Source organism: Streptomyces sp. SID14436, from assembly GCF_010548465.1.
Classification (GTDB): domain Bacteria; phylum Actinomycetota; class Actinomycetes; order Streptomycetales; family Streptomycetaceae; genus Streptomyces.
The window spans coordinates 1-4,783 of sequence record NZ_JAAGMD010000811.1; the positions used below are offsets into that span (position 1 = coordinate 1).

Annotated in this window: 4 protein-coding genes; all 4 read left to right on the plus strand. The window is 76.5% G+C overall.

What is annotated here, in order from left to right; translation table 11 throughout:
- The coding region (locus G3I53_RS29805; RefSeq protein WP_164438956.1) for an FAD-binding domain-containing protein at nt 1-958 on the plus strand (958 nt) is incomplete at its 5' end.
- A 185-nt stretch (nt 959-1,143) separates the two neighbouring features.
- Nucleotides 1,144-2,286, plus strand: a complete 1,143-nt coding sequence (locus G3I53_RS29810; protein WP_164438958.1) for a polyprenyl synthetase family protein — start codon at nt 1,144-1,146, stop codon at nt 2,284-2,286.
- Entirely contained in the window at nt 2,283-3,857 is a 1,575-nt protein-coding gene (gene crtI, locus G3I53_RS29815; protein ID WP_164333725.1) for a phytoene desaturase family protein, read from the plus strand. The genes G3I53_RS29810 and crtI overlap by 4 nt, the downstream gene beginning before the upstream one ends.
- Nucleotides 3,844-4,783, plus strand: a 940-nt coding sequence (locus tag G3I53_RS29820) for a phytoene/squalene synthase family protein (RefSeq protein ID WP_164438957.1), incomplete at its 3' end; no start/stop codon positions are given. The genes crtI and G3I53_RS29820, both read left to right, overlap by 14 nt.

A 4,783-nucleotide genomic window follows, 5' to 3' on the forward strand; every position in this document is an offset into this window, starting at 1 on the left:
ACCGTCCGGCGCCGACCACTACGCGGTGTTCACGCCCTACTTCCGCCGCTGGTCCGGCGAGCGGCTGCGGCCCGCCCGGCCGGCGCCGCGCGCCGTGCCCGTTCCCTCGTCGGTCCGCGGGGACCCGGTGCCGTCCCGGCCGGACACGGACCGGACCTCCCCCGGGCTCGCGGCCGGCGGCGAGACGGCGGGCCGGGACCGGTTCGCCCGGTGGGCCCGTACGCGGCTGGACGCCTACGGGGAGGGCCAGGACGACCTGGCGGGCGACACCACCTCCCGGCTGTCGCCGTACCTGCACTTCGGCGCCCTGTCTGCATCGGAACTCGTGCAGCGGGCCCGAGCGCGCGGCGGAGCCGCCGCGGAGGGGTTCGTCCGGCAGCTGTGCTGGCGGGACTTCCACCACCAGGTGCTGGCGGCGCGCCCCGAGGCGTCCGTGCGGGACTACCGCACCCGGAACGACCGCTGGCGCACGGAGGACGAGGCCGCCGGGGACATCGCCGCCTGGCGGGAGGGACGGACCGGCTACCCGGTCGTGGACGCGGCGATGCGGCAGCTGCGGCACGAGGGCTGGATGCACAACCGGGCCCGCCTGCTGACGGCGAGCTTCCTCACCAAGACCCTGTACGTGGACTGGCGGACCGGCGCCCGGCACTTCCTGGACTGGCTGGTGGACGGCGACGTGGTCAACAACCAGCTCAACTGGCAGTGGGTCGCGGGAACGGGCACCGACACCCGTCCGCACCGGGTCCTCAACCCGGTGCTCCAGGGCAGGCGCCACGACCCCGACGGGGCCTACGTGCGCCGCTGGGTGCCCGAGCTGGCGGAGGTGGAGGGCGGGGCGGTGCACGAGCCGTGGCTCCTGCCGGATAAGCAGCGGGCCCGGCTGCGCTACCCCGAGCCGCTGATCGGCCTGGCCGACGGGCTGGCCCGCTTCAGGAGCGCCCGTGGCCGCGACTGACGCGGGGCGCGCGGCACGCCCGTCCGCGCGCCGTGACACACCGCCATGGACGCACGGGGGCGGGGCCGATGGAGTGAGTGACGCTCCCTCCCCCTCCCGCACCGGGCAGGCATCAGCGCATCCGCACCGGGGCACCCGGCGGAAGCACCGGTGTGCTGATGACTGAGAGCGAGAAGGGGCTGTGCATGCTTGGACTGCGGCCGACGACGGCCGGACCGGCCGAGACCACGGACGACCCGCTCACCGCTCCGGACGCCACCGGAGCGGTCGAGGCCGTCCTGGAGCGGATCCTCGACGCGCACCTGTCGCAGGCCCGCGACGTGGACCCGGTGTACGCCCGTGACGTCGCGGGACGGGTCGCCGGCCTCGTCCGGCGCGGCGGCAAGCGGCTGCGCACCGCGTTCGCCTGGTGCGGCTGGCGGGCCGCCGGCGGCTCGGGCGACGGCGGCGCCGTCCTGCGGACGGGAGCCGCGCTGGAGCTGCTGCAGGCGTGCGCCCTCATACACGACGACGTGATGGACGGGTCACCGCTGCGCCGGGGCGCGCCCTCCGTGCACGTGGACCTGGCGGCCATGCACCGCGCGACCCGGATGGCCGGTTCCCCGGAGGCGTTCGCGACGTCGGCCGCGGTGCTCGCCGGCGACCTGGCGCTGGCCTGGGCCGACGACCTGCTGACGGAGACGGCCCTCGGGACGCCCCACGGGCCGCGGCTGCTGCACGAGTGGCGGGCGATGCGGCAGGAGATGGTGGCCGGGCAGTACCGCGACCTGCACGCGCAGGCCACCGGCTCCTTCGGCGTCGACGAGGCGCTGGCCATCGCCACACTGAAGAGCGCCCTGTACACGGTGGAACGGCCGCTGGCGCTGGGCGCGGCGCTGGCCGGCGCGGACGCGTACACGGTCGACGCGCTGCGCTCGGCGGGCCGGTGCGCGGGGCTCGCGTTCCAGCTCCGGGACGATCTGCTGGGCGCGTTCGGGGAGCCGGCCCGGACCGGGAAGCCGGTCGGCGAGGACCTGCGGTCGCGCAAGCCGACGTATCTGCTCGCGGTCGGTCGGGGCCTGGCCGACGCCGCCGGGGACGCGGAAGCCGTCGCCGTGCTCTCGCCGGACGGTGCCGGCCCGGACGAGGCGGCCGTGGAGCGGATGCGGGCCGTGCTGGAGCGGACCGGCGCGCGCTCCGTGGTCGAGTCGAAGATCGGCGAGCTGGCGGGCACCGCGCTGCGGACCTTCGAGCGGACCGGCGCGGACGACGGCGTGCGGCGGGAGTTCGCGCTGCTGGTGGAGCGGGCGTCGGGGCTCGTGCCGCGCACCGCCGAGGGGGTCCGGTGAGGACGGTGCGGGGACCGGCCGACCACGTCGTCGTGGTGGGGGCCGGTCTGTCCGGGCTGGCCTGCGCCCTGCACCTGCTGGGTGCCGGGCGGCGGGTGACGCTCGTCGAACGCGACAGCGGTCCGGGCGGCCGGGCCGGGCGGCTGCGGCTGGGCGGCTACGCGGTGGACACCGGTCCCACCGTGCTGACGATGCCCCATCTGGCCGACGAGGCGTTCGCGGTCGTCGGGGACAGCCTGGCCCGCCGTGTGGAGCTGACGGCGCTGCACCCCGCGTACCGGGCCGCCTTCGCGGACGGCACGTCGCTGGACGTGCACACGGACGGCGAGGCGATGGAGGCGGAGGTCCGCAGGTTCGCCGGACCGGCCGAGGCGGCGGGCTACCGGCGGCTGCGGGACTGGCTGGAACGGCTGTACCGGGCGCAGATGCGGCGCTTCATCGACACGAACTTCGACTCGCCCCTGCAGCTGCTGCACCCGGACCTGGCGCGGCTGGCGGCGCTGGGCGGATTCGGCCGGCTGGACGCGCGCATCGGCCGGTTCCTGAGTGATCCCCGGCTGCGCCGGGTGTTCTCCTTCCAGGCGCTGTACGCGGGGGTGGCGCCCGCGCGGGCGCTGGCGGCCTACGCGGTGATCGCCTACATGGACACCGTGGCCGGGGTGTGGTTCCCGCGGGGCGGGATGCACGCGCTGCCGCGGGCCATGGCGGACGCCGCGGCCGGCGCGGGCGCCGAGCTGAGGTACTCGGCGGAGGTGCGTTCCCTGGAGCAGCGGGCGGGACGGGTGCGGGCCGTGCACCTGAGCTCGGGTGAGCGGATCGACTGCGACGCGGTGGTCCTGACCTGCGAACTGTCCACCGCCCACGGTCTGCTGGGGCGGGCCCCGCGCCGGCCGGTCGGGCTGCGTCACTCACCGTCCGCGGTGGTCCTGCACGCGGGGACCGACCGCACCTGGCCCGGCCTCGCCCACCACACGCTGTCCTTCGGGACGGCGTGGGAGCGCACGTTCGACGAACTGACCCGCACGGGGGACCTGATGAGCGACCCGTCCCTGCTGATCACCCGGCCGACGGCGCACGACGCCTCCCTGGCGCCCCCGGGCCGCCACCTCCACTACGTCCTGGCGCCCTGCCCCAACACCGATGTCGGCCCGTCCGCCGCCGCGTGGCGGGACCTCGGCCCGCGCTACCGCGACAGCCTGGTCGCGGAGCTGGAGCGCCGGGGCCTCACGGGGTTCGCGGAGAGCGTGGAGGAGGAACAGCTGGTGACGCCGCTGGACTGGACGGCCCAGGGGCACGCGGCGGGCAGCCCCTTCTCCGTGTCGCACACCTTCGCCCAGACCGGCCCGTTCCGGCCGCGCAACCTGGTGCGCGGGCTGGACAACGTGGTGCTGGCCGGCTGCGGGACCACGCCCGGGGTGGGGGTGCCGACGGTGCTCATCAGCGGCAAGCTGGCCGCCGCCCGGGTGACTGGCGGCCCGCCCGGCGCCCGCCGCCGTGTCCCGCTGGGCCGTCCGGCCGCCGTGCCCGTCCCGTCCGCTCCGAGCCCGGCAGGTGCCGATGACCCGTCGTGAACTGGACGCCGCCGGGATCACCGATCCCGTGCTGCGCGCCGACTACGCCCACTGCCGGCGGCTCAACGCCCGCCACGGCAGGACGTACTTCCTCGCCACCCGGCTCCTGCCGCTGGAGCGGCGTTCGGCCGTGCACGCGCTGTACGGCTTCGCCCGCTGGGCGGACGACATCGTGGACGACCTGGACCGGCGCCGTACGCCCGGCGAGCGGGACCGGCTGCTGGAGCTCCTGGAGGCCGATCTGGCCCGGGGGCTGCGCACCGGCGGCGGCGACGAACCCGTCGTGCGGGCCGTCGCCGACACCGCCGGCCGGTACGGCATCGAGCCCGCGCTGTTCACCGACTTCCTCGCCTCGATGCGCTCCGACCTGAGCGTCACCGACTACCCCACCTACGCCGATCTGCGGGCCTACATGCACGGCTCGGCCGCGGTCATCGGGCTGCAGATGCTGCCCGTGCTGGGCACGGTCGGCCCGCGCGAGGAGGCGGCGCCGCACGCGGCGGACCTGGGGGTGGCGTTCCAGCTGACCAACTTCCTGCGGGACGTGGGCGAGGACCTGGACCGGGGCCGCGTCTACCTGCCGGCGGACCTGCTCGCCGCGCACGGCGTGGACCGGCCGCTGCTGGAGTGGAGCCGGCGCACCGGGCGCCGTGATCCGCGCATCCGTGCCGCGTTCGTCGCCGCGGAGGCCATGACGCGGGCGGTGTACCGGGCGGCGGAGCCGGGCATCGCGCTGCTCGACCCGCGGGTGCGGCCCTGCATCCGTACCGCGTTCGTCCTCTACGGCGGGATCCTCGACGCGATCGCCCAGCAGGACTACACGGTGCTGCACCGGCGTGCGGTGGTCTCGCGCGGCCGGCGCGCCGCGACCGCCGCGGCCGGTGCCGTCCAGGTGCTGGGCGCCCGGTGGCGGGCGGGTGCCCGGC

Bases quoted from the DNA above. Each gene is read 5' to 3' on its own strand.
- G3I53_RS29810 (WP_164438958.1), top strand. From the start codon at position 1,144: ATGCTTGGACTGCGGCCGACGACGGCCGGACCGGCCGAGACCACGGAC.